Below are 22,491 nucleotides of genomic sequence, written 5' to 3'. Positions count from 1 at the left end.
GGCCAGGGACACCGAGCAAGAGCCGCCTCGCAGCGAGGGTGTCGTCCCCCTGGGGGGAAGGCGCGAAGCGACTCAGGGGGCCTACATCTTGCAGTCGTTGACGTAGACGTCCTGGTACTTGTCGAACACCTTGCCCACCAGCTTGTTGGTGATGCGGCCGCTGCCGTCCTTCTCGATCACGCGCTGGTAGTAGGCCTGGATGGGATAGTGGTTCTTGCCGTACGTGAAGGGGCCGCGCACCGAGGCGTAGTCGGCCTTCTCCAGCGCCTTGACAATGGCCTGGCGGTCCGAGGCCTTGCCGCCGGCCTGCTTGACCGCCGCATCCATGGCCATGATCACGTCATACGCCTGGGCCGCGTAGACCGAGGGGTTGCGGCCCTTGTACTCCTTGCGGAAAGCCTCGACGAAGGCCTTGTTCTGCGGCACGTCCAGGTCATGCGCCCACTGCGCGGTATTGACCATGCCCAGCATGGGCTCGCCCACGGCCTGGATCACGTCCTCGTCGGCCGAGAAGCCCGGGCCGATCAGCTTGACGCTTTGCGACAGCCCCGTGGACACGAACTGCTTGACGAAGTTGATGCCCATGCCGCCCGGCAGGAAGATGTAGACCGCATCGGGCTTGGCCGCGCGTATCTGGGCCAGTTCGGCCGCGTAGTCGATCTGGCCCAGCTTGGTGTAGACCTCTTCGCCGGGCGCGGTCTTGTAGCCGCGCTTGAAGCCGACCAGCGCATCCTTGCCCGCCGGATAGTCGGGCGCCATGATGAACATCTTCTTGAAGCCACGGTCGGCGGCCAGCTTGCCGGCTGCCTCGTGGAAGGCATCGTTCTGGTAGGAGGTGCCGAACCAGAACGCATTGCACTGCGCGCCCGCGAACTGGCTGGGGCCGGGGTTGTTGGACAGGTAGGGCACCTTGGCGCCAAACAGCGCCGGGCCCACGGCCAGGGCCACGTTGGAGCCGATGGGGCCGGTGAAGAAATCCACCTTGTCGCGCTGTATGTAGCGCGTGACCAGCTGGCGCGCCTGGTCGGGGTTGCCGCCCATGTCGGTCTGCAGGAACTCGGCCGGCTGGCCGCCCAGCTTGCTGCCCAACTGCTTGATGGCGAGGTTGAAGCCGTCACGCGCCTCGGCACCCAGCGCGGCAAACGGCCCGGAAATATCGTTGGCGATACCGACCTTGATGGTGTCCGCCTGCGCGAGCGCGGGAACAAAGGCAGGGGCCAGGGCCGCTGCGGCCAGGAAGGGGGTGAGGAAACGCATGCTGCTGTGCTCCTTGCGCGGGCCGCGCGGATGGCAATCGGTGGTGAGGCAGTCTTCCGTCACGCTGGACGGGAAACTCTGTAAGGGCTGGAACGGTTGGCGCGGGTCTTAGTTTAGGTTTAAAGTATTTTGCAGAACAAGTCTGGGACTTGTACCAATACCTGCCATACAAACCATTTCGCGCCATCTCCGTTCCAATGCCCGCACTCTACCGTCAGTACGACCGCGCCGGACTCGATGTCCAGTACAACGCCCGCGCGACGGTACCCGACATCACCCCCATCATCAAGGCCTATGCCGACGACAGCCGGGCTGCGCGCCAAAGCCTGCCCTGCGCGCTGAACGTGGCCTATGGCGATCATGCCGACGAGCTGCTGGACATTTTCCCGGCAGCAACCGGGGCGGCAGGCGCCCCTGTTCTCTTCTTCATCCACGGCGGCTACTGGCGGCTGCTGTCCAAGGACGACTCCAGCAGCATGGCGCCCACCTTCACGCGCGCCGGCGCCGTGGTGGTGGCCCTGAACTACTCGCTGGCGCCCGCCGTCACGCTGGACCGCATCGTGGACCAGACACGCCGCGCCCTGGCATGGGTGCATGCCCACATCGCCCGCTACGGCGGCGACCCGGGCCGCATCCATGTCTGCGGCAGCTCCGCCGGCGGCCACCTGGCGGGCATGCTGCTGGCCGGTGGCTGGCATGCGGACTACGGCGTGCCCGAAGAAGTGGTGCGCGGCGCCGCACCACTGTCGGGCCTGTTCGACCTGCGCCCGCTGGTGCACACCCACATCAACGAATGGATGCGCCTGAGCGAGCAGGACGCCATTCGCAACAGCCCCGCCCTCCTGCCGTACGGCGCGGCCTGCCCGCTCATCGTCAGCTACGGCGAGAGCGAGACCGATGAATTCAAGCGCCAGAGCGACGACTACCTGGCCGCCTGGAACCAGAGCCGTGGCCCCGGTCCATCGTCAGGCCAGTACGTGGCCATGCCCGGCACCAACCATTTCGACATCGTGCTCACCCTGAACGACCCGGCCAGCCCGCTGACGCGCGCCATCCTCGCGCAGATGGGCTTGAGCGCCCCCACACCGCAGAACCAGCCATGACCCACGCTCCCGACCTGGAGTCGCGCGCCGCGCCCGACGACCACCATGCGCTGCGCCTGTGGCTGCGCATGCTCACCTGCTGCAACCTCATCGAAGGCGAGATCCGCAACCGCCTGCGCAGCGAATTCGACACCACCCTGCCCCGCTTCGACCTCATGGCCCAGCTGCAGCGCGCGCCCGAGGGCATGAAGATGGGCGAGCTGTCGCGCCACATGATGGTGACCAACGGCAACATCACCGGCATCACCGACCAGCTGGAGAAAGAAGGCCTGGTGGTGCGCACCAAGGTGGAGTCCGACCGGCGCAGTTCCGTGCTGCACCTCACCCCGCTGGGCCGCAAGACCTTTGCGCGCATGGCCAAGGCGCATGAGTCCTGGGTCATGGGCATGTTCGGCGACATGCCGCAGGCCAGCCGCAACGACCTGTACCAGGCGCTGGGCGACCTCAAGCAGCAGGTGGTGGCCCACCGCTCGCCCACGGACTGAGCGCGCGCAGACCCAACCCCATTCAGCCCTGCACGCAGTTGCGCCCTGCGGCCTTGGCGCGGTACAGCGCACGGTCGGCCGCTTCCACCAGCGCCATGGCGGCACCTTGGGTGGAGCCGGGGGTAGTGCCTTGGGTTGCGCCAGCCTCATCGCCCTGCGTCGTGGCCACGCCAATGCTGGCCGTCACATGGCCAAAGCGGCTGATGCGGTGCTCCAGGGCCAGGCCCTCGATGCGCGCGCGCAGCCGCTCGGCCACCTGCTGCGCGCCGGCCTTGTCGGTATTGGGCAGCACCACGGCCAGCTCCTCCCCGCCATAGCGCGCTGCCATGTCGCCGGGCCGCTGCACCGCCTGGGCCAGCGCGCTGCACACGGCCTGCAGGCAGGCATCGCCCGCCACATGGCCGTAGGCATCGTTGTAGCCCTTGAAGTAGTCCAGGTCGATCAGCAGCAGCGACAGCGGCGTGCCCTCGCGCGCAGCGCGACGGGCCTCGCGCTCCAGCACCTCGTCAAAGCGGCGGCGGTTGGCCAGGCCCGTCAACTGGTCCTGGGCGGCCAGCACCTCCAGCCGGCGATTGGCGTCCAGCAATTCCTCGCGCGCGCTGACCAGGGAGCATTCGGCGCGCGAACGCAGCCGCATCGCCGCCGTCAGGCGCCAGCCGATCAATGCAATCGCCAGAAACAGCCCCAGCACCACGGCCAGCGTCAGCAGCGCCTGGCGCCGCCAGGAGCTCAACGCCTCATCGCGGCCCAGGGCCACCGTGGTCACCAGCGGATAGCGCTCGCTGCGCAGAAAGGCATAGATTCTTTCCGTGCCATCCAGGGCCGAGCGGAACGACGCCGTGCCCGACATCGCCCCCACGTAGTGGCGCAGGAAATTGGGCGACTGCGAGAAGTCCCGCCCCAGGTCCTGCTCGCGGAACGGGTGGCGAACCAGCAACTGCCCGCCCGGCGTGCTCAGCGCAATGGCCCCCTTCTCGCCGATATCGATCTTGCCGAACAGCCGCAGGAAATTCTCCACACCCAGCGCCACCACCACCGCGCCTGCAAACTGGCCCTCGGCGTCCGTATAGCGCCGGCTGATGGTGATCACCCATTCGCCCGTGGAGCGGCTGCGGATCGGCGGCCCGATGTAGATGCCTGACGATGCGTCGTCACGGTGGTGCGTGAAGTAGTCCCGGTCGGAGCTTTCCGATCCTTCGGGGAACGCCCCCTTGGACGACATCAGCCAATGGCCCTGCGCATCCACGATCAGCAGCTCGTTGAGCTGGTTCAGCAGATGCTCCTGCCGGTTGACCAGATACAGCACCCGCTCCAGGAGCACGGGGCTGGTGCCATCCACCTCCAGCCGCTCGGCAATGCCCAGCAGCAGCATGGAGCTTTGGGTGATCACGCCCTCGGCATAGGTGTTCAGTGTCTGGGCCAGGTTGCGGTTGCTGGTATCGACCTCGGCCAGCGTGCGCTGGCGCGCCGCCACCAATTGCCAGACCGTGGCCGCAGAAACCGACACGAACACCACCGCCAGCAACCAGGCCACCAGGCGGGCATCACGCTTCACGGGCCGGCCTCTGCCCCCGCACCAGGCCTTTGTCCACCAATCCCTCTCCATCACATGCACCTGCGCCATCTCGGCAGTCCTGCTGCCGTCCGATCTTGGGTTTTCTGCGTCCGGTTCAGCACCTGGGCAGCGTCTTTGCGCGGGCGTTTCGGACCTTGACCCAAGTCAAGCCGGAAAAACCCGCGAACCCGGTATTGTCCCCGGCTTCGGAAAAATCGGCCGGACGGGTTGGGATTGGGGCGTGGTGCAGGCTGGACCGGCAACGTATTTGCGGTACCATTTCGCCGTCCCTCAGGGGGACACGGGCTTGGCGGCCCGGACACAGACGCAGCAGTCGCCACCTCTTGATGAGGCGGCGACTTTTTACGCTTTCTCCAGGGCTGCGCTGGACACACTCCCGTTTTGGCGGGGCTGTGCGGGACCTCCGAAAGGGGGTGCCGGTCCTGTGTCCGGTCCGCCAACCTGCACAGTCCTGCCACCTCTCTTGGCGGAGGGGCGGCAGGCTCTACTTGTCACACAGGAGCTGCCATGGCTGACACCACCATCACACACGGCGCATTCGCTGCCGTGCACCCACCCCCACCTCTTTCGCAGCTTCATGGCTGCAAGCCACTTCCGTCACTCCGTCGCTGAAGGGAGTGCCGCATGTACTACCCGATTGCCGAGGAAGAGCTGCAAGTGGTTCAGGACTGCATGCAGCAGATATCGCTGCTTGTGGACCTGGGCTGCGGGATTTCTGCCGTGCAGACCACGGTCGGGACTGAAGCGTTGTTGAGCTTCCTGATTGCACAGCGGGACGCGCTGCAGGGGGCTGTTGAGGCGGTGCAGGCCCGGGAGGTCATGAGGGGGCCTGGGGGTTAGACCGGGCCGCTTGAAGGACCGGAGCGCGTTCAGCCAAGTGCAGACATGCATACCGACTGATGCGCCTGAAACCCCTCAATCCTTGAGCAAGCGCGCCTTCACCGTTCGCCCCTTGATCTTCCCGCTATTGAGCCGGGCAACCACGTCATGCGCAATCTTGCGGTCCACGGCCACATAGGTTGCGAACTCGTTGATGTCGATCTTGCCCACTTGCTCGCGGGTGTAGCCCAGGTCTGCGGTGAGCGCACCCAGCACGTCGCCGGGGCGGATCTTGTCCTTGCGGCTGGCATTGATGTGGATGGTGGCCTTGGATGGCAGGAGCCGGCCGCCGGGAGCCGGTGTCAGCTCGTCCAGCGGGTACCAGACGGATGGGCTGCCTTGCATCTGTTCGATGTTTCCGACCGCGCCCATTTCGTCCATCGTCGCAAGACTCAGAGCCAAACCTTTCTGGCCGGCGCGGCCTGTGCGGCCGATGCGGTGCACGTGCACTTCAGGGTCGGGCGTGATGTCCACGTTGATGACGGCGCCCAGATTGGTCACATCGAGCCCGCGAGCCGCCACATCGGTGGCGACCAGCACGGAGCAACTGCCGTTCACGAAGCGCACCAGCACCTGGTCACGATCACGCTGCTCCAGATCGCCGTGCAGCTCCAGCGCGCTGTAGCCCTGGGCCTGCAGCAGCTCGGCAAGGGCCCGGCAGCGCGCCTTGGTATTGCAGAAGGCCAACGTGCTCTCGGGCCGGAAATGCTCCAGCAGGCGAGCCACCGAGGGCAAGCGCTCTTCCTTGTCCACCTCATACCAGCGCTGCTCGATCTGCTCGCCGCTGTGCTGTGCGGCGACCTTGACCGTGACCGGGTCACGCATGAAGCGCGCGGCCAGCTTGGCGATGCCTTCAGGGTAGGTGGCGGAGAACAGCAAGGTCTGGCGCTGTGGGGGGCACTGCTTGGCGACTTTGGCGATGTCATCGACGAAACCCATGTCGAGCATGCGATCCGCTTCGTCAAGCACCAAGGTGTTCAGCGAATCAAGGTTCAGATTGCCCCGGTCCAGGTGATCGATCACACGGCCGGGCGTGCCGACGATCACGTGCGCGCCGTTCTCCAGGCTCGCGTTCTGGCCGCGCAGCGGAACGCCGCCGGACAGGGTCACCACCTTGACGTTGTCTTCCGCACGCGCCAGGCGGCGAATCTCGGTCGTCACCTGATCGGCCAGCTCGCGGGTGGGGCAGAGCACCAGGCCTTGCACCGAGAAATTGCGCGTATCCAGCTTCGCCAGCAGCGCCAGTGCAAAGGCTGCAGTCTTGCCGCTGCCGGTCTTGGCCTGAGCGATCACATCCTTGCCTTCAAGCGCAGGGGGCAGGCTGGCGAGCTGGATCGCCGTCATTTCAAGGTAGCCGAGCCGCTCAAGATTGGCGAGCGTTGCCGGCGAAAGCGCAAGTTTGTCGAAGGAATGGGGGGAAGCCGAGGGAGGAGTCATGGGGGGCATTTTAAAGTTGGCGATTTCAAGACCGCAGCGCACACGTTGGTCACTGAAAAAGAACAGGAGGCATGCTGGGCCATTGCCAGCATGTGCGAGAGGACGGCCAGCGGGGGGGTTGAAGCCATGGATGGCAAAAGACGCGTCAACCGGCGACGGCCCCCAGGCGAGACCCATGCGTCTTGGCCCAACGCCGTGTTTCTGCATGCCGCCCCTGCAACGCATAACATCTTGACACGCTTTAGGACTGAAAAGTGTCCGCTCACATCCGAAATCCTTGGAACACTCTGCGCCACGCGCCGAGGAGCGAGGCAGTCCGTCACCCCGCCCCGGCCGCCGCCTGAAAGCCCCGCAATGCACCCCACACCACAGGCTGCAGCCTCCACGTTGCAGCCGCCCGACCGCGCACCCGCGAACTCCTTGCCTGCCTGCGCAGAGCCCGGCCACCTCGGCCATGAAGCCAAGAGTTCCTTGATCCCCCCCGCCCTGGCCTCCTCCCTGGCGGCCGCGCTGCTGGTGGCCTGCGGAGGCGGCGGGGGCGATACGGCACCCGGTACCGGCAATGGAGGCAACGGCGGCACGGGCACCAGCCCTGGTGGCGGAACCGGTCCCGGTACGGGCACCACGGCCACCCCTGCCAGCGACGAAGAAGCCGCGCGTTTCCTGCTGCAGGCGCAGTTCTCGGCCACCGACGAGGAGATCGCAGCGCTGCGCGCCAAGGGCTACGGCCCCTGGCTGGCCGAGCAGTTCGCGCTGCCCGTGGACACCACGGGCACGGCCTGGCTGATGCAGCGCGGCTACGGCGTGGCAGAGGCCGGCACGCGCTACGACAACGTCTCGTATCCCTCCGACTTCATGCTCTGGAGCCAGCTTTTCACGGAGCGCGACGCGGTGCGCAAGCGCGTGGCATTGGCGCTGTCGGAGATCATGGTGGTCTCCACCACCGGGCTGGAGCAGCCGTGGAGCATCTTCCTGGCCTCCGGCTACTGGGATCTGCTGAACCAGCACGCCTTCGGCAATTTCCGCACGCTGCTGGAGGGCGTCACGCTCAGCCCGGCCATGGGCATCTACCTGAGCACGCGCGGCAACCAGAAGGAAGACGCCCGCAGCGGCCGCCAGCCCGACGAGAACTACGCCCGCGAGGTGATGCAGCTGTTCACCATCGGCCTCTACCGCCTCAACCCCGACGGCACCGAGCAGCGCGACGGCAGCGGCAACCGCATCGACACCTATTCGGCAGCCGATGTGAGCAATCTGGCGCGCGTCTTCACCGGCTACGACTACGACACCAGCAAGAACCAGCCCACCAACCTGAGCGGCAGCACGGTGACGGGGCTGCAGCAGGCGCTGCTGCCCATGGCCTTCAACGCCGCGCGCCATTCCACGCTGGCCGCCACTTTCCTGGGCACGACCGTGGCTGCGGGCACGTCAGGGCCAGCGGCGCTGAAGGCGGCGCTGGACACGCTGTTCAACCACCCCAACGTCGGGCCCTTCATCGGGCGCCAGCTGATCCAGCGCCTGGTCACCAGCAACCCCAGCCCCGCCTATGTGGGGCGCGTGGCCGCCGCCTTCGCCGACAACGGCAGCGGCACGCGGGGCGACCTGCGCGCCGTGATCGCCACCGTGCTGCTGGACCCGGAGGCGCGCGGCGCGGCAGGGCTTGCCAGCCCCCAGTACGGCCGCCTGCGCGAGCCCATGGTGCGCTTCGTGCAGTGGGGTCGCACCTTCGGGCTGCGGTCGGCACGCGGCACCTGGAAGATCGACAACCTGAGCGACCCGGCCACCCGCCTGGGCCAGAGCCCGCTGCGCTCGGGCTCGGTGTTCAACTTCTTCCGCCCGGGCTACGTGCCGCCCTCCACCCCCCTGGCCACGACGGGCCAGGTGGCGCCGGAGTTCCAGATCGTCACCGAGACCAGCGTGAGCGGCTACCTGAACTTCATGCAGAACGTGATCCGCTTCGGCTACTACGTGAACGCGCCTGACCTGCCCCAGGGCGGCAGCAGCGCAGCCAACGGCTTCGACATCACCTGCAGCTACGCCAACCTGCTGCCCCTGGTGGCCGACGCCGCCGCGCTGGTGCGCAAGGTGGCGCTGCTGCTGTCGGCAGGGCAGGTATCGGCCGCCACACAGGCGCGCATCGTGGCAGCGCTCAATGCCACGCCGGTGACGGCCACCAGCAACACCGCCACCCAGCTCAACCGCGTGGCAGCCGCCGTGCTGCTGGTGATGGCCTGCCCCGAATATCTGGTGCAGAAGTGACCGAACGTCTGCAAAGCAAAGCGATATCGCCATGAATTTCATCGACCCCGCTCGCCACACGCGCCGCGCATTCCTGCGCCGCAGCACGCAACTGGCCGCCGCCGGTACCGCCCTGCCCTTCGCCCTGAACCTCGCCGCGCTGGGCGAGGCCGCCGCCTTCGAGGCGAACGACTACAAGGCGCTGGTCTGCGTCTTCCTCTACGGCGGCTGCGACTACGCCAACACCGTCGTGCCCTACGACAGCACCCGCTACGGGCAGTACTCCACCATCCGCGGCGGCAACAGCGACGGCACGGCCGGTGGCATTGCCCTGGCCCGCGCCGCGCTGGGCAATACGCTGCTGCAGCCGCGCACGGCGCTGGGCGGTGGCATGCAGTACGCGCTGCACCCGTCCATGACGGGCCTGGCCGGCCTCTTCAACGCGGGCCGCGCGGCGGTGCAGCTGAACGTCGGCCCGCTGCTGGTGCCGCTCACGCGGGCCCAATATGCCACCGGCGACCGGCGCAGCTACCCGCTGCCGCCCAAGCTTTTCTCGCACAACGACCAGCAGTCGGTGTGGCAGTCGCAGGGCGCCGAAGGCTCCACCGTGGGCTGGGGCGGCAACCTGGGCGACCTGGCGCTGTCGTCCAACGCCACGTCGCTCTTCACCTGCATCTCGGCCACGGGCAACGCCGTGTTTCTCTCGGGCGACCAGGCGCTGCAGTACCAGATCAGCCCGGGCGGCGCCGTGCCCATCAACGCCGTCAAGGGCGCCAATGTCTATGGATCGACCGCCGTGCGCGGCCTGCTGAACGAGCTGGTGCAGACGGCCGGCAGCCACGCGATGGAGGCCGAGTACGCCCGCGTCACGCAGCGCTCAATCAGTGCCGAGGGGCAGATCTCTTCGGCCCTCTCCAGCGGCAGCCTGTCCACCGCCTTCCCTGCCAGCAACCCGCTGGCCGACCAGCTCAAGGTGGTGGCCCGGCTCATAGCCGGACGCAACGCGCTGGGCACGCGCCGGCAGGTGTTCTTCGTCTCGCTGGGCGGGTTCGACCTGCACGACAACCTGATCGCCAACCAGCCGCAACTGCTCGACAAGGTAAGCAGCGCCATGACGGCCTTCTACAACGCCACGGCCGAGCTCGGCGTGGCCGACAAGGTCACGGCCTTCACCGCGTCGGACTTCGGCCGCACGCTGACTTCCAACGGCGACGGCTCGGACCATGGCTGGGGCAGCCACCATTTCGTCGTGGGCGGCGCGGTGCGTGGCGCGTCCTTCTATGGCGCACCGCCGCCCATCAGCGTGGGCAACGGCAGCGGCAGCGAAGACCAGTGGCATGTCGGCCAGGGGCGCCTGTTGCCCAGCACCGCCGTGGACCAGTACGCCGCCACCCTGGCGCGCTGGTTCGGCGTGGCCAATACCGAGCTGGCGGGGGTGCTGCCGCACATCGGCAACTTCGGCGGCTCGGCATATCCCATCGATCTGGGGTTCATGGGCTGAAGCCTTGCTTTGGCGATCGCGGGCTTTGTGGTCAAGGCACGAATGATCAGCCGGGGCCGTCGCTCGCTGCGGCGAGAAGCGGCACCAGGACATCACCAATCGGTGTCGGAACTCCACGCGCCCGGCCTCGGCGCGCGATGACACCGTTGCGGATATCCCATTCGAGCGGCCGGCCTGCTTCGCGATCCGCCAGTATGGACGTGCCCAGGTCGGCCGGAAATGCCTGGAACTTGTCGAGGATCGCCTGCGGGACCTCATCGCCCAGTTCAGCACCTTCGGCGCGTGCGACGGCCAGGCACTCCCTCAAATAGTCCAGAGTGAGCGTCGAAATGTCGTGCCGGCCGAACATGCCTGAGCGGCGATGCGTGAGTGCCATGAGCCCGGCCGCTGCGTTCTGCAGCAGCTTTTGCCACGCCAGGGATTTGAAATTCGAAACCAGGTCTACCGAGCATCGGGTGCCTTGCAGTGCCTGCGCGACCACGAGGGCCGCAGCCTCGTCAGGCAGGCTGATCCGGGCGTCGCTGCGCAGGAGCACCGATCCGTCGGGTTGCGCCTGTGCAGGGAACCACACGACTGCGGGAACGATTCGCCCCTGCGGGCACAGCCGGGTGACACTCTCCACCTGCTCAACCCCGTTTTGCAGGACACACACGACGGTTTGCGGACCGCTCAACGCCGCCAGCCAATGCGCAACCGCAGCAGTTTGAGTCGCCTTGACCGCGAGAAAAACAAGGTCCGCCGGACCTTCGACCTGGGCCGGATCCGTTCTGACCGGGCCGGGAACCACGATGCGAAGACCGCTGCCGTGCAGCGTCAGGCTGTCGCGCGGCGTACGACCGCACAGCAACGGCGTGCGACCGACTTCATGCAGCGCAGCAGCAACCGTTGTCCCGATTGCCCCGGGCCCCAGCACCGCAATGCGTGGATGGGTTGGTTGATTCACTGAAACGAGCTCCTTGATTTTGGTGCGCAGCGGCAACTCGGGCACCATTGAAAGCGATGATTATGATGTTCTGTGCAGTGGAGGGGCAAGCCGACGGGCCTTGCCTTTTGGAATGCAATATGAGTTGACATATATTGCAGTATTCCTCAACGACTGGCGCATATCCGGCTTTTTGATTCCGTGCCTTTGGGCAAATTGCTCCACTTCCGTCGTGTCAAAACGGGTCGTCTGGATAAAATCCAGGGCCTCGGCGCTGGTATTCAAAAACCTCGCAATGGGACGAATACCCAAAAGCCATTTCAGCAATCGCAGCGGGATATGACGCCCGGGCGCCTTCAGCCCAAGAGGTTGTGCCACCTGCGTGAGAAGTTCCTGCAAGCCGGGGCTCTGGGCATCGAGGGCCAGCAGTTCCTGGCCCACCATGGAAGGATCAAAGGCGCAAGCCGCCACCAACTCGACCAGATAATCCACAGTGACCAGTGGCAACCAGTGTGCGGCAGTACCGGGTACTGCAGCCAGCTTTCCCTGCACCAGATTGCGTATCAGATCCACCAGCGGCTGGCCATCCGCGATATGCCCCGTGCGGCTATGTCCGCAAACCGTGGCGGGGTGTACAACGGTCATCTCTCCACCCTTGGCATTCATGAAGCCGAGGGTCGCGAAATGCGCCTCCAGTTTGCTCGCCTCGTAAGCACCGACTTGGCGATAGATGGCAGGCCAATCCGTCAGCTCCGGATGGCCGGGATCAATCCCGATGCGTTGCAGATGTTCATGGTTTTTCAGCATGTAGCCACCGATCATCACCAACCGGCTCTCTTGCTCGGCCGCCAACTGCGCCACGCGCCTTGCCCCTTCCACATTCACTGCACGTGCATGCTCCATCGAAAGGCCCCAGGCAAAGTGGGCTCCCAGATGGAATACGACCTTGGCCTGCCGCAGGACCTCTCTATCCGCATGGCTCAGACCAAGGTTTTCTTGCTCCAGATCGCCGGCTACGGCAAAGACGCGGGCTGCAACGCCACCCAAACCATCGACCTGCTGGCGCAGTTCAGCGAGGCTCTCCGGGCGACGCATCAGCACCCGAATGGTGTGACCTTTCGCGCTCAGGTACGACAGCAAATGCTGGCCGATGAAGCCCGTCCCTCCCGTAACAAAGCACTCCACGCTCATTTTTCTGCTCCTTGGCACGATGAAAAAACCAAGTGTAGACTGTCGACTCAACTCTACAGTCAAGCGATTTTTTCCATGAATATCGGGGAACTTGAGGTCCGCAGTGGCGCCACGCGCCATACCTTGCGCTATTACGAGAAAATCGGCCTTATTTCACCCTTGCGGCGAACCAACAATTATCGCGTTTACACACCGCAAACCCTGCAAGACCTGGACTTTATCCAGCGGGCACAAAGCATGGGTTTTTCTCTTGGGGAAATAGGCGAAATTCTGAATGCTCAGAGAAACAAGTCAATAGATTGCGCCGGGGGTGCAAGACTGATTGAAAGGAAGATGGCGGAAATCAGAAAGAAAATCACTGACCTCAAAAGCATTTATCGGTATTTGGATGCGGAGCGCACAAACCTTGAAGCCAGTGCGGCAAGGCAACTTGAGCTTCAGCAACTCAATGGCTCTTCCAGATAATGGGGCAGCATCCGGAGTGCAAGTGCTGCATGATGGATGTTCTGACCGAGCCGTCCTGCACCCACCAGAACTGCAGCCCAACCCCACGGAGCCAAGCATGACCAAGTCCCTCTTCATCAGTCTCCCCGTGACCGACCTCGGCGCCTCCACCGCCTTCTACAAGGCGCTGGGCTTCAGCCAGAACCCGCAGTTCAGCAGTGAGGATGGTTCCGCCATGGTCTGGAGCGAGGCGATCCAGGTCATGCTGGTCACGCATGCCAAGTGGCGCACCTTCACCCAGCGCCCGTTGCCGCCAGCCAGCTCCTGCGGGTTGATGCTTTCCCTGGCCCTTGAGAGCCGCGCCGCCGTCGATGCGATGAACGAGGCCGCCGCGGCCCATGGTGGGCAGGCCGACGTGAATCCGATGGAGGACCACGGCTTCATGTACACGCGCGATCTGGCCGATCCTGATGGGCACATGTGGGCGGCGCTGTGGATGGACCCGGCGGCCATGCCTGCATCCGCTGGGTGAGCGAGGTTGAACGCGGCTGGACGCCACTTCAGGCTTGCCGCGCAGATAGCCCGGAATTCGGCGGTGCATTCTGCGGTGCGGCGGTGATGCGCGGATACTGTCCCGTCCCCCACTGCGGAGCAAAGCATGCGATTGCCGAAGTCTGGACTCATCCCCTGGTTGCTCATGGTTGCAACCCCTGTGTTGGCGCAGATCAATGCGGGAACGCTACCTGCCACTGCATCGCCTCCGTTCAAGGTCACCAAGGTCGCGCAATTCGATCTGCCCTGGCGCATCGCCTTCCTGCCGGACGGGCGCATGCTGGTCACCGAGAAGGTTGGCAAGCTGTTTCTCGCGGCCCAGGACGGGCAAAAGCTCGAAGTCACCGGCGTGCCGCCCGTGCTGCATGAAAACCAGAACGGCCTGCTGGGCGTCTACCTGGCCCCTTCGTATGCGAGCGACGGGGCCATCTACCTGACCTATTCGGAGCCCGGAGAGATCCGCGGCACGTCGAGCCTGGCGCTCGCGCGCGCCACGCTCAGGATCGGTGCCGGCACCGCTGCGCTGGAAGACCTCAAGGTCATCTGGCGCGACCCGGTCAAGGGCAAGGGCGGGCAGGTGGGTGCCGCCGTGGCTTTTTCGCCGGACCAGAAGTTTCTGTTCCTCACGGCCGGGGACCGGCAGCGCTTCACGCCTGCCCAGGACCCGAATCAGCCGGCCGGCAAGATCCTGCGGCTGACCTTGGACGGCAAGCCCGCGCCCGGCAATCCGATGCAGGGGCAGACCGGTGCAACGTCGGTTCCTGTGATCGATCCGCCCAAGGACACCGAAGCCGCCAAGACCGCGCCGGTGTTGCGCACGTTTGTCTTTGACGGTCCGAATCTGACGCCGTCCGAGACTTGGTCCACGGGGCATCGCACGCCCTACGGCCTGGCGTTCGCGCCGGATGGGCGTCTTTGGGAGCTTGAGCATGGGCCGCGCGGCGGCGATGAGCTCAACCTGATCGAGCCGGGCAAGAACTATGGCTGGCCGCTGGTTTCCTATGCGGTGAACTACAACGGCGTGCCCATTGCCAGCCCGGATACGCGAGCGGACCTCACCAAGCCCGTGATCTACTGGACGCCTGTCTTCGCGCCGGGCAGCCTGATGTTCTACAGCGGCGAGATGTTTCCGCAGTGGAAGGGCTCAGCGTTTGCGTCCGGCCTGCTGACCCGCGCCCTGCACCGGATCGAGGTGAACGGCGCGAGTGCCACGCCTGCCGAGCACTGGACGGTAGGCTTTCGCGTCCGCGACGTGGCGCAGGCGCCGGATGGTGCGCTGTGGCTGATCGAGGACGACCGCAGGGGCGGTCTGTATCGGCTCACACCGAAGTAGGCAGCTGGGGGATGGTTGCCGCGCTGGGCACGGCCTGCGGGCACAGGCCCGGCGCTGGCAGCGCCACCTGCCATCAAAGGCTCAGGTCCATGCCCAGCATGGTGGCCAGACCGAAGGTGAAGAGCAGCACGCACAGCAGCAGCAGCGTGAAGACGGCAACGATCTTGCCGCTGGCAATGAGCAGCTCACGCCGGCTCGCCCCCTTCTTCTTGCCCTGGTCGTAATGCCACTTGATGGCGAAGAACATGGCCGTGCCGAACACGAGCACCTTGAAGGTGACGAAGACTATGGGGACCCAATCGATCATTTTGAGAGCTTCCAGCCAATGACTTGGCACTGTCCATGGTGGGGAGCCTCCCTCCCGGACATGGGAGGCGAGAGCGTCAGCGACGGCCATGCAAGCACGGTGCTGCCACACCTTGTGGCGCATACTACCCAAAAGCAATTTCCATACATGAACCCATACGTTGCCGCTTAAATCCATGCAAGATGAGCCTTTGCCCCTCTGGTTGCCGCAACTGGCCGTGCAGGGCGGCCCCCGATTCCTGCAGATCGCCGATGCCTTGCAGGCAGCCTTGGCAGACGGATCGCTGAAGCCCGGTGACCGCCTGCCCCCACAACGCCGGCTGGCGGCCCAGCTGGATGTGGACCTGACGACGGTCACGCGCGCCTACGACGAAGCCAGGCGCCGCCAGTTGCTGGAGGGACGCGGCGCCAGAGGCACCTATGTCGCGGCGCCCAAGGTGGAGCTGAACGCCGTGCTGGACCTGAGCATGAACACCCCGCCACCGCCGGCTGGCGTGGACCTGGACGACATGTTGAAGCAGGGCCTGTCGCAAGTGCTGATGGGTGCGGATGCCCAGTTGCTGATGACCTACCACCTGGGCGGGGGAAGCGACTCCGACCGCAAGGCGGGCGCCAGGTGGCTGCAGCCCATGTTCGGAGATGTGGATGCCCGGCAGCTGGTGGTCTGCCCGGGCGCGCAGGCGGCGATTGCCGCCCTGGTGCTTGCGCTGACGGAGCCGGGCGATGTGATCCTGACCGAGCCCACCAGCTATCCCGGCCTGCGTGCCGCAGCGGCCCAGTTCGGCCGGCGCATCATTGCGGTGCAAGCGGACAGCCAGGGGATCATGCCCGAGCGGCTTGAGCAGGCATGCCGCCAGCACAGGCCCGGGCTGGTCTACCTGAACCCCACGCTGCAGAACCCGACCGCCATCACGCTTGCCGAGGACCGACGCCAAGAGATCGCCAGCATCGCAAAGCGCTGCCATGTGCGCATCGTCGAGGACGATCCCTACTGGCTGCTGGCCGATGCCCCGCCGCCGCCGATCGCCAGGTTTGCCCCGGAGCAGGTGTACTACATCTCCACCCTCTCCAAATGCCTGACGCCCGGTTTGCGGGTGGCCTTCGTGCTCCTGCCTGACCCGCACGAGCGCCAGCGTTTCCTGGTCGCGCTGAGATCCTTTGCGCTGATGGCCACGCCGCTGACGGCCGCCCTGGCCACGCAGTGGATCCTCGACGGCTCGGCCGGAAAATTGATGGAAGGCGTGCGCAAGGAGGCGCGCCTGCGCCACCGGATGGCCAGGGATGTGCTGGCCGGCCGGTACAGCGGCGCGGGAGACGGCCTGCATGTATGGCTGGAGCTGCCGAGTTACTGGAGCCCCTCGCAGCTTGCGCGTGCCGCCGACAGCGAGGGCATCGCCGTCACGCCGGCGCAGGCCTTCGCCACCGGAGGCGAATCCGTGAATGCCATCCGCATTTCCCTGGGCAGCATCAAGGACCGTGGACGCCTGCAGGCAGGCCTTCAACGGCTGTCGCATCTGCTTGCGCGCCTGCCCGAGTCGTTCAGCGCCGCCGTGGTTTAGCGGTTCAGCGCGCATCGAGGCGTGAGGCGTTGTGCCGATGGGTTGCCGCAACGGCTCAAGGCGCCCCGGCAACCCGGGGGGGGTGCATGCCTTTGAAAGCAGGCCTGGGCATGGCTCGCTGGCCGCTCAAGGCTCCAGAGCGAAGTCCACCGCCGCCTGCGCATGCAGGGCGGTGGTATCCAGCACGGGTACAGGGCAATGCTCCTGCTGCACCAGCAGGCTGATTTCCGTGCAGCCCAGCACCATGGCCTGCGCACCCTGCCCGGCCAGCTGCGCCATGATGCGCTGATACGTGCGCCGCGACTCTTCAAGAATCCGGCCTGTGCACAGTTCCTCGTAGATGATGCGGTGCACCTCGGCGCGGTCTGCCTCCTGCGGCACCAGCACCTCCAGACCCTGCTGCTGCAGCCGCTCGCGCATGAAGGGCTGCTCCATGGTGAAGCGTGTGCCCAACAGCCCCAGCTTCCGGTAGCCGCGTGTGCGGGCTGCGTTGGCTACCGGGTCGGCAATGTGAAGAAAAGGGATGCGCACCGCTGCCGCAATGCGGTCTGCCAGCTTGTGCATGGTGTTGGTGCACAGCAGCACGCCATCCGCCCCGCCCTGCTGCAGCCGCCGCGCGGCATCCTCCAGCAAGGCGGCGGCGTCGTCCCATCGGCCTTCATGCTGGGCCTGCTCGATGGGGCCAAAATCCACGCTGTACATGAGCAGCTTTGCGGAGCGCAGCGGACCCAGCCTGTCACGCACACCCTGATTGATGAGCCGGTAGTACTCGGCGCTGGACTCCCAGCTCATGCCACCGATGAGACCGATGACGCGGTGAATTTCCGTGTGGTTTGAGTTCATGCCCGCAGTGTGGGCAGCGGCCGATTTCGCGTCTATCAGGAAATTTCAGTTCAGGAACGCAAGGCAAGGGCCATACAAGGCAATACAGCGATGACAGATCACGAACCACCGGGATTCGAGGTGCAGCTGCTGGGCCGCACGCCCTACAGCAGCCATGACCCGACCCGCCTGCATTCGCTGGGCATCGCGCTGGAGCGCCAGCAAGGCGTGCATGCCATTGCCAGCGATCGCCGCGTCGACTTCGATACCTGGCCCGGGACGGTGGCATGCACGCCGCCGGGCGTCGACGTGTTTTCCGAATCGGCCACGGGCGGCGAGTACCTGGTGGTTCGCTGCACCCAGGCGCATTGGGAACAATGGCTCAGCGAGGGAGCGCCTGCAACCCAGGCACGGCGCGTTGTGACGCCCGGGCAGCGCAGCGCCTTGCAGATGGCGCACCAACTGCGCCAGCTGCTGCTGAGCACCGAACCGGACACGCTGGCCATCGAGCAGGCCGCGCTGTGCTTCATGGCCGGGCAATGCCATGCACCCACCGCCCGCGTCGAGGCCTTGCGCCCGGTGTACCGCCCTGTCCTGGAGCGCATGGCGGCCGAGTTTGCGCAGCCGTTGAGCATTGCCCAGCTGGCCCGGATGGTCCAGCGCACGCCGCTGCAGTTTCTGCGCGAGTTTTCCCAGCTGCTGGGCATGACGCCGCATGCCTTTCTTGTGGAAACCCGCGTACAGGCGGCCCGCTCCATGATGCGGGCAGACACCCATTCCCTGGCGGGTATCGCCCTCGATTGCGGCTTCAGCCATCAGTCGCACATGGGCGCCGCTTTCCGCAAGACTCTGGGACTGACTCCCCGCCAGTACCTGGCCCGCATTCATCACACTGGCAAGCAATGATGGAGCACCTGAGACAGCCACAGCCAGGACATAGGGTTTGACGGGCTTTCCAGGGAGTGCCGGGCCCTTTCAGTTGCCCGTGTTGGATTTTCATAACTATTGTCAATCCGAACAGACGGACTCGACCTGCGCACTTCAACCGCGCATACTTAAGTCTGTTCTTCTCACTACTGCTTTGGGTTGCAAACGGGGTTGCCACTGAGCTTGCAACTGGGGGTTCGATTGGGATTTTCTATCGCGCGGCAACCACGATTTGCCGCGTATCGGTCAATGGAGCGGGTTAATGATAATTCATTCCTTTTATCAATTCATATCGCACCGCTTGGCCATCGCACTCGGAACCGAGGATAGCCAGCCCGCAGGCAGCGCGTGAATTCAATGTGCGTACACATCTGATAGAGCAGATCAACGAAATGACCCTTCGTAAATCCACATTCGCACCTTTGAGCAGAATTTTCGCTTTTGCCATTGAACTGGATGGAGTCGACCGTGTTCTGTCTGTCGTTCGTCGGCATCTCGGCATGGATGTCGCCTTTGTGGCCCGATTCCGGGAAGAGGATCGGGTGCTGGAGCATGTGGACGAGAGCACTGCCGGAGTGATTTTCCAGCATCAGAAGATTCCATTGAGCGAGGGCTATTGCCAGAAAGTGGTCAATGGAGAGTTGCCGGAGTTGATTCCCGACACCTCCCTGTTGGCCGCTGCCCAGGAGATACCGGAAACGCACACCATTCCTATCGGCTCGCACCTGAGCGTTCCCATCCGCCTGGATGACAACCAATTGTTCGGCACCTTGTGCTGCTTCAGCCACCAGCCCAATCCTGCGCTGAATGCGCACGATATGTCACTGCTGCGGGCATTCTCCGATTTATTGGGACTTCATTTCAGTGCGACTTCTGCCGTCCGGCATGCAAGAGACAAAGTGACGCACGAAATTCGACTTGCAATGCAAGGCAATGCGCTGCGCCCCGTATTTCAGCCCGTATACACCATCGCGACCGGCAAGCTGCACGGTTTCGAATGTCTGTCACGCTTTGACCTGGAGCCACGTCGCCCGCCCGACCAGTGGTTCAAGGCAGCGCATGAGGTGGGGCTGGGGCTGGAGCTGGAGCGCCATGCGATCGACACAGCGCTTGGCGCACTTGGCAGCCTGCCCACCGACTGGCTGCTCGCCGTCAACTGTTCGCCGCAGCTGATCCAGTCGGGGCAGTTGCCCAGGCTTCTGGGTTCGGACCGGGATCTCTCTCGCGTGACGCTGGAAATCACGGAGCATGCCGCCGTGGATGACTACAGGGCTTTGGCCGATGCACTGGCGCCGCTGCGGCGCCGGGGCGCGACCTTGGCAGTCGACGATGCGGGGGCCGGCTACTCCAGCATGCGGCACATCCTGCATCTGCAACCAGACATGATCAAGCTGGACATGAGCATCACGCACGATGTCGATACCGACCGCAGCCGCCGTGCGCTGGCCAAGGGCCTCACGAGCTTCGCGCACGAGATAGGAAGCGTGGTGGTTGCCGAGGGTGTGGAGACAGCCGAGGAATTCAACACTCTGGCGAGCCTGGGCGTGGATTTGGCCCAGGGCTACTTTTTTGCCAAGCCGATAGGGCCGCAAGAGGCGCTGGCAATGGGCGCTGCAATATAGACCACGATCTTCCAGCAGGCATCCTCGTCTGGCTGCCGGCCGCCTGTTGGCCGAAACCGCCGAAGGCAGTACCCCGCCACCAATTGACCGAAATCAAGCGCCACCGGCAATTGCGCCCGGCCGCCGCGCACCCGGCGCATAATCTTTCGCATTCTTTCCCCCAGCCCATCCGCCATTGCAGGTCTGCATGCGGCAGGCGCGCCCAGCGGCCATCGCGGCGCTCCAGCATTTCCCCAGACTTCCAGCAAGTGCCTCTTGGCAGGCGGCCATGGGCATGCCTACGGTGAACCCAGATGGAAGTTTTGCAGCAACTCGAACCCCTCATGCGCGAGATCATCGCGCCCCAGGCCGCGCAGATTGACGAGCAGGCACGCTACCCGCGCGCTGCGCTGGATGCGCTGGCCGCAGCCGGCCTGCTGGGCCTGATCAGCGCCAGCGAGGTGGGCGGCCGGGGCAAGGGCCTGGCCGAGGCGGTGCAGGTCATCGAGCGCATTGCCCAGGACTGCCCCTGCACGGCCATGGTGCTGACCATGCACTACTGCGGCGTGGCGCTGATCGAGCCCTTTGCCGATGACGCGGTGCGCCGCGACATTGCCGCCGGCCGCCACATCACCACGCTGGCCGTGTCCGAGGCCGGATCGCGCAGCCATATCTGGGCACCCACGGGCACGGCCACCGCCGCAGAAGATGTCATCCACCTGAATGCGCTCAAGAGCATGATCACCTCGGCCGGCGAGGCCGATTCCTATGTCTGGATCTCGCGCGCCACGCAGGGCGAGGGCAATACGCTGTGGCTGGTGGACAGCCGCCTGCCGGGGCTGTCCATTCCCGGGCGCTTCAACGGCATGGGGCTGCGCGGCAATGCGTCGTCGCCCATCGAGGCGCGCGATGTGGGCGTGCCGCGCGCCCGCATGCTGGGCTCCGATGGCGAGGGCGAGGCCGTGAAGGGCCGCCACCTGATGCCCTTTTTCCCCACGCTGATCGCCACCACCTCCATCGGCCTGATGCAGGGCGCACTGCGCCGCGCCGTGGCCCATGTGGCGGGCACGCGCTTTGCGGAAAGCGGCAGCTCGCTGGCCGACCTGCCCACCATCCGCGCCTACCTGGCACGTGCCCAGCTGCGCCTGGAGCAGGCGCGCCTGCTGCGCGACGACACCGTGGCCGCCGTGCAGGCCGCCCGCCCCGACACGCGCACGCGCCTGCTGCAGACCAAGGCCGCCGCCGCCGAAGCCGCGCTGGAGGTGACCGACATTGCCATGCGCGTGTGCGGCGGCGCCGCCTTCCGCAAGGAGCTGGGCATAGAGCGCCTGTTCCGCGATGCGCGTGCCGCCTCGGTCATGGCGCCCACCACCGACGTGATCTACGACATGCTCGGCAAGGCCATGTGCGACGCCGCTGCCTGAACCTGCGCCGCAGATCCTGCCGATAGCCTCAACCCCCTTCCCCATCCAGCAAAGGACTTCCGAATGACGACAACCGCCCCCGTGATCAAGCTCGGCGCCGTGGCCTACGCCCCCAAGGTGATCACCATCTGGGAAGGCTTCAAGGCGTATTTCATCGAGCGCGGCTACTACTTCGACTACGTGCTCTATTCCAACTACGAGTCGCTGACCGAGGCACTGATCGCAGGCGATGTGCACCTGGCCTGGAACTCGCCGCTGGCCTTTGTGCGCGCCGACCGCATGGCCCGCGCGCGCGGCCTGCGCGTGGAATCCATTGCCATGCGCGACACCGACCTGGACCTGCATTCGCTGCTGGTGGTGCCCGCCGACAGCCCCATCCAGAGCGTGCAGGACCTGCGCGGCAAGACCGTGGGCTTCGGTGCGGTGGACTCGCCCCAGGCCACGCTGATCCCGCTGGACCATCTGCGCCAGGAAGGGCTGGTGGCCGGGCGCGACTACACGGCACGCCGCTTTGACGTGCTGGGCGGCAAGCATGGCGACCACATCGGCGGCGAGCGCCTGGCCGCCGCCGCCATGGTGGCCGGCGAGATACAGGCTTCATGGATGGTGGGCAAGAACTACCAGGCCTTTGCGCGCGAAGGCACGCTGCCGGCCGGCGGCACGCGCGTGCTGGCCACCTCGGGCGCCTTCGACCACTGCAACATGACGGCCGGCCCGCACATCGATGCCGAACGCGCCGCCGCCTTCCGCGACATCCTGCTGGCCATGTCCTGGGACGACGCGGCCGTGCGCCCGCTGCTGGAGCTGGAAGGCCTGAAGGTCTGGCACCCGGGCCGCGGCACGGGCTACGGCCTGCTGGAGCGCGCGGTGACGGACGAGGCCTTCTACGACGCCGAAGGCCGCATCACCGTGCAGGACTACCGTTACTGATACG

General features: G+C 65.5%; 20 protein-coding genes. 13 read left to right on the top strand and 7 right to left on the bottom strand.

All coding sequences use genetic code 11. From position 1 onward, the window contains the following. Positions 1-81 precede the first annotated feature (81 nt). Positions 82-1,257, bottom strand: a complete 1,176-nt coding sequence (locus DELCS14_RS11680) for an ABC transporter substrate-binding protein (protein WP_013801786.1) — start codon at positions 1,255-1,257, stop codon at positions 82-84. 197 nt (positions 1,258-1,454) lie between these two features. Between DELCS14_RS11680 and DELCS14_RS11675 the strand changes: the two genes are divergently transcribed. Beyond that, on the top strand, positions 1,455-2,360 hold the full coding sequence (locus DELCS14_RS11675) for an alpha/beta hydrolase (RefSeq protein WP_013801785.1): 906 nt from the start codon (positions 1,455-1,457) through the stop codon (positions 2,358-2,360). After that, the gene (locus DELCS14_RS11670) at positions 2,357-2,845 is read left to right on the top strand and encodes a MarR family transcriptional regulator (protein ID WP_012206289.1); all 489 of its coding nucleotides are present in this window, start codon (positions 2,357-2,359) and stop codon (positions 2,843-2,845) included. The genes DELCS14_RS11675 and DELCS14_RS11670 overlap by 4 nt, the downstream gene beginning before the upstream one ends. Before the next feature lie 22 nt (positions 2,846-2,867). Here the strand turns inward: DELCS14_RS11670 and DELCS14_RS11665 are convergent, their stop codons facing one another. Further along, positions 2,868-4,469 carry a sensor domain-containing diguanylate cyclase gene (locus DELCS14_RS11665; protein ID WP_013801784.1) on the bottom strand — a complete coding sequence of 534 codons (1,602 nt, stop codon included), beginning with the start codon at positions 4,467-4,469 and terminating at the stop codon, positions 2,868-2,870. Between the two features lie 576 nt (positions 4,470-5,045). Here DELCS14_RS11665 and DELCS14_RS11660 point away from each other — a divergent pair. After that, the gene (locus DELCS14_RS11660; RefSeq protein ID WP_013801783.1) at positions 5,046-5,261 is read left to right on the top strand and encodes a hypothetical protein; all 216 of its coding nucleotides are present in this window, start codon (positions 5,046-5,048) and stop codon (positions 5,259-5,261) included. Positions 5,262-5,336: 75 nt separating this feature from the next. Here DELCS14_RS11660 and dbpA read toward each other — a convergent pair whose 3' ends face one another. Next, the gene (gene dbpA / locus DELCS14_RS11655) at positions 5,337-6,737 is read right to left on the bottom strand and encodes an ATP-dependent RNA helicase DbpA (protein ID WP_013801782.1); all 1,401 of its coding nucleotides are present in this window, start codon (positions 6,735-6,737) and stop codon (positions 5,337-5,339) included. A gap of 354 nt (positions 6,738-7,091) precedes the next feature. Between dbpA and DELCS14_RS11650 the strand changes: the two genes are divergently transcribed. Then, positions 7,092-8,996: a DUF1800 domain-containing protein gene (locus DELCS14_RS11650; RefSeq protein WP_013801781.1), complete on the top strand. Its 1,905-nt coding sequence runs from the start codon at positions 7,092-7,094 to the stop codon at positions 8,994-8,996. A 31-nt stretch (positions 8,997-9,027) separates the two neighbouring features. Then, the gene (locus DELCS14_RS11645) at positions 9,028-10,476 is read left to right on the top strand and encodes a DUF1501 domain-containing protein (protein WP_013801780.1); all 1,449 of its coding nucleotides are present in this window, start codon (positions 9,028-9,030) and stop codon (positions 10,474-10,476) included. A 46-nt stretch (positions 10,477-10,522) separates the two neighbouring features. On the opposite strand, the gene DELCS14_RS11640 is transcribed toward DELCS14_RS11645, so the two are convergent. After that, positions 10,523-11,419: an oxidoreductase gene (locus DELCS14_RS11640; RefSeq protein WP_043796707.1), complete on the bottom strand. Its 897-nt coding sequence runs from the start codon at positions 11,417-11,419 to the stop codon at positions 10,523-10,525. A 60-nt stretch (positions 11,420-11,479) separates the two neighbouring features. Next, on the bottom strand, positions 11,480-12,589 hold the full coding sequence (locus DELCS14_RS29825) for an SDR family oxidoreductase (protein ID WP_013801778.1): 1,110 nt from the start codon (positions 12,587-12,589) through the stop codon (positions 11,480-11,482). A 75-nt stretch (positions 12,590-12,664) separates the two neighbouring features. Here DELCS14_RS29825 and DELCS14_RS11635 point away from each other — a divergent pair, with 75 nt between their 5' ends. From DELCS14_RS11635 to DELCS14_RS11625, 3 genes are all read left to right on the top strand, one after another. Then, the gene (locus DELCS14_RS11635; RefSeq protein WP_013801777.1) at positions 12,665-13,054 is read left to right on the top strand and encodes a MerR family transcriptional regulator; all 390 of its coding nucleotides are present in this window, start codon (positions 12,665-12,667) and stop codon (positions 13,052-13,054) included. A 97-nt stretch (positions 13,055-13,151) separates the two neighbouring features. Further along, a complete protein-coding gene (locus DELCS14_RS11630) occupies positions 13,152-13,565 on the top strand; it encodes a VOC family protein (RefSeq protein WP_013801776.1) in 414 nt (137 codons plus the stop codon). 126 nt (positions 13,566-13,691) lie between these two features. Further along, positions 13,692-14,918: a PQQ-dependent sugar dehydrogenase gene (locus DELCS14_RS11625; protein WP_013801775.1), complete on the top strand. Its 1,227-nt coding sequence runs from the start codon at positions 13,692-13,694 to the stop codon at positions 14,916-14,918. Between the two features lie 73 nt (positions 14,919-14,991). Here the strand turns inward: DELCS14_RS11625 and DELCS14_RS11620 are convergent, their stop codons facing one another. Continuing rightward, a complete protein-coding gene (locus tag DELCS14_RS11620; RefSeq protein ID WP_012206300.1) occupies positions 14,992-15,225 on the bottom strand; it encodes a hypothetical protein in 234 nt (77 codons plus the stop codon). A 175-nt stretch (positions 15,226-15,400) separates the two neighbouring features. Between DELCS14_RS11620 and DELCS14_RS11615 the strand changes: the two genes are divergently transcribed. Next, on the top strand, positions 15,401-16,783 hold the full coding sequence (locus tag DELCS14_RS11615) for a PLP-dependent aminotransferase family protein (RefSeq protein ID WP_013801774.1): 1,383 nt from the start codon (positions 15,401-15,403) through the stop codon (positions 16,781-16,783). A 126-nt stretch (positions 16,784-16,909) separates the two neighbouring features. Here DELCS14_RS11615 and DELCS14_RS11610 read toward each other — a convergent pair whose 3' ends face one another. Then, positions 16,910-17,626 carry an aspartate/glutamate racemase family protein gene (locus DELCS14_RS11610; protein WP_013801773.1) on the bottom strand — a complete coding sequence of 239 codons (717 nt, stop codon included), beginning with the start codon at positions 17,624-17,626 and terminating at the stop codon, positions 16,910-16,912. Positions 17,627-17,716: 90 nt separating this feature from the next. Between DELCS14_RS11610 and DELCS14_RS11605 the strand changes: the two genes are divergently transcribed. The 4 genes from DELCS14_RS11605 to DELCS14_RS11590 all read left to right on the top strand — a co-directional run bounded on the left by DELCS14_RS11605 (position 17,717) and on the right by DELCS14_RS11590 (position 22,487). Beyond that, positions 17,717-18,511 (top strand): AraC family transcriptional regulator, encoded by a 795-nt coding sequence (locus DELCS14_RS11605; RefSeq protein WP_013801772.1) that lies wholly within the window; start codon positions 17,717-17,719, stop codon positions 18,509-18,511. A 413-nt stretch (positions 18,512-18,924) separates the two neighbouring features. Next, positions 18,925-20,154 carry an EAL domain-containing protein gene (locus tag DELCS14_RS11600; RefSeq protein WP_013801771.1) on the top strand — a complete coding sequence of 410 codons (1,230 nt, stop codon included), beginning with the start codon at positions 18,925-18,927 and terminating at the stop codon, positions 20,152-20,154. Positions 20,155-20,447: 293 nt separating this feature from the next. Then, positions 20,448-21,557: an acyl-CoA dehydrogenase family protein gene (locus DELCS14_RS11595; RefSeq protein WP_013801770.1), complete on the top strand. Its 1,110-nt coding sequence runs from the start codon at positions 20,448-20,450 to the stop codon at positions 21,555-21,557. 63 nt (positions 21,558-21,620) lie between these two features. Beyond that, on the top strand, positions 21,621-22,487 hold the full coding sequence (locus DELCS14_RS11590) for a phosphate/phosphite/phosphonate ABC transporter substrate-binding protein (protein ID WP_013801769.1): 867 nt from the start codon (positions 21,621-21,623) through the stop codon (positions 22,485-22,487). Positions 22,488-22,491: the final 4 nt, after the last annotated feature.

Source organism: Delftia sp. Cs1-4, from assembly GCF_000214395.1.
Taxonomy (GTDB): domain Bacteria; phylum Pseudomonadota; class Gammaproteobacteria; order Burkholderiales; family Burkholderiaceae_C; genus Comamonas; species Comamonas acidovorans.
Note: the sequence above shows the minus strand (reverse complement) of the source record. Positions and strands in the feature narration are given on the sequence as shown.